This window comes from Streptomyces beijiangensis (assembly GCF_017315755.1).
GTDB lineage: Bacteria > Actinomycetota > Actinomycetes > Streptomycetales > Streptomycetaceae > Streptomyces > Streptomyces beijiangensis.
Genome location: NZ_JAFLRJ010000425.1, coordinates 1 through 2025, shown reverse-complemented (window position 1 = coordinate 2025; position 2025 = coordinate 1). Strand labels below are relative to the sequence as shown.

The 2025-nt window shown below is 70.6% G+C and carries 1 protein-coding gene and 3 pseudogenes; all 4 read left to right on the top strand.

All coding sequences use genetic code 11. From position 1 onward, the window contains the following. Window positions 1-145: pseudogene (locus J0695_RS44420) on the top strand (DUF4350 domain-containing protein); the annotation flags it as partial. Continuing rightward, a pseudogene (locus tag J0695_RS45780) lies at window positions 142-240 on the top strand (AAA family ATPase); the annotation flags it as partial. The pseudogenes J0695_RS44420 and J0695_RS45780, both read left to right, overlap by 4 nt. An 11-nt stretch (window positions 241-251) precedes the next feature. Next, window positions 252-1028, top strand: a pseudogene (locus tag J0695_RS33480) (AAA family ATPase); the annotation flags it as partial. An 11-nt stretch (window positions 1029-1039) separates the two neighbouring features. After that, window positions 1040-2025, top strand: a 986-nt coding sequence (locus J0695_RS33475) for a DUF58 domain-containing protein (RefSeq protein ID WP_206968531.1), incomplete at its 3' end; no start/stop codon positions are given.

The window sequence follows — 2025 nt, the reverse complement described above, 5'->3', positions numbered from 1 at the left end:
CCTCCCCGCCGTCTCAGCCCAACTCCCCACCACGGCACACGATCTCCGGGTTCTGCTCTTCGGCCCGCCCCCTGCCGACGACGCCGCCCTCATCCGCCTGGCAGACGAACTCGACGCCCTAGAACGAGAGGTACGCACCTCATGAGCGCCCCGATCCCCCAGACCCCCGACCACTCGGACCAGGCCCGAGCCTCACTGGAGGCCCTGCGAGCCGAGATCGGAAAGGCCGTGGTCGGCCAGGNNTGGCCGCGTCGCTCCAACTCGACACCAAGCGAATCCAGTTCACCCCCGACCTCATGCCGAGCGACATCACGGGATCGCTGGTCTACGACGCCCGCACCGCCGAGTTCTCGTTCCAGTCAGGCCCCGTCTTCACCAACCTCCTCCTCGCCGACGAGATCAATCGCACGCCCCCCAAGACCCAGTCATCCCTCCTCGAAGCGATGGAAGAACGCCAGGTCACGGTCGACGGCACGCCCCGGCCACTGCCCGACCCCTTCCTGGTCGCCGCCACCCAGAACCCCGTCGAGTACGAGGGCACCTACCCCCTCCCCGAGGCCCAGCTCGACCGCTTCCTCCTCAAACTGACCGTCCCCCTCCCGTCCCGCGAGGACGAGATCAGCGTCCTCACCCGGCACGCCGACGGCTTCAATCCCCGCGACCTCCGAGCCGCCGGCATTCGCCCCGTCGCCGGTCCTGCCGACCTCGAAGCGGCCCGCACCGCAGTCGCCAAGACCTCCGTCTCCCCCGAAATCACCGGCTACGTCGTGGATATCTGCCGTGCCACCCGTGAATCCCCCTCACTCACCCTCGGTGTCTCCCCACGAGGAGCCACCGCCCTGCTCTCCACCGCACGCGCCTGGGCCTGGCTGACCGGCCGCGACTACGTCATCCCCGACGACGTCAAAGCCCTCGCCCTGCCGACCCTCCGCCACCGGATCCAACTCCGCCCCGAGGCCGAGATGGAGGGCGTCACCGCCGACTCCGTCATCAACGCGATCCTCGCCCAAGTCCCCGTCCCCCGCTGAGGATCCCTCCCATGGCCCTGACCGGACGCACCGCGCTTCTCGCCGCCCTGGGCTCCCTCCCCGTCGGCATCCTCGCCCCCAGCTGGACGGGGATTCTCGCCGTCAACGCCCCCCTCACCCTCGCAATTCTGTACGACTATGCGAGAGCTGCACCAGTACGAATGCTCCAATTCACCCGAACTGGGGACACCTCAGTTCGACTTGACGAGCCTGCCGAAGTCCACCTGGCCGTCACCAACCCCTCCCCTCGCCGTCTGCGCGCCCAACTCCGCGACGCGTGGCCCCCCAGCGCCTGGCCCCCCGACACCGAACAGACCGCCTCCCGCCACACGGTGACGATCCCCGCCGGCGAAAGGCGCCGCCTCACGACCGCCCTGCGACCCACCCGTCGCGGTGACCGTCAGGCGGAACGGATCACGATCCGCTCGTACGGCCCCCTGGGCCTGGCAGCCCGCCAGGGACACCACCGCGTCCCCTGGACCGTCCGCGTCCTGCCACCCTTCGCCAGCCGCAAGCACCTGCCCTCCCGTCTGGCCCGCCTGCGCGAACTCGACGGCCGCACCAGTGTGTTGACCCGCGGCGAAGGCACGGAGTTCGACAGCCTCCGCGAGTACGTCCCCGGTGACGACACACGCTCCATCGACTGGCGCGCCACAGCCCGCCTGAACGCCGTCGCCGTACGCACCTGGCGTCCCGAGCGCGACCGCCACATCCTGATCGTCCTCGACACGGGCCGCACGTCAGCAGGCCGAGTCGGCGACGTTCCACGCCTCGATGCCGCAATGGACGCAGCGCTCCTCCTCGCGGCCCTCGCCTCACGCGCCGGCGACCGGGTCGACCTGCTCGCCTACGACCGCCGCACCCGTGCCCTGGTCCAGGGCCGCTCGGCGGGCGAGATCCTCCCCGCGCTGGTCAACGCCCTGGCCCCACTCGAATCCGAGCTGGTGGAGACGGACGCCCGCGGTCTCAGCGCGGCAGCACTGAAGTACGCGCCCCG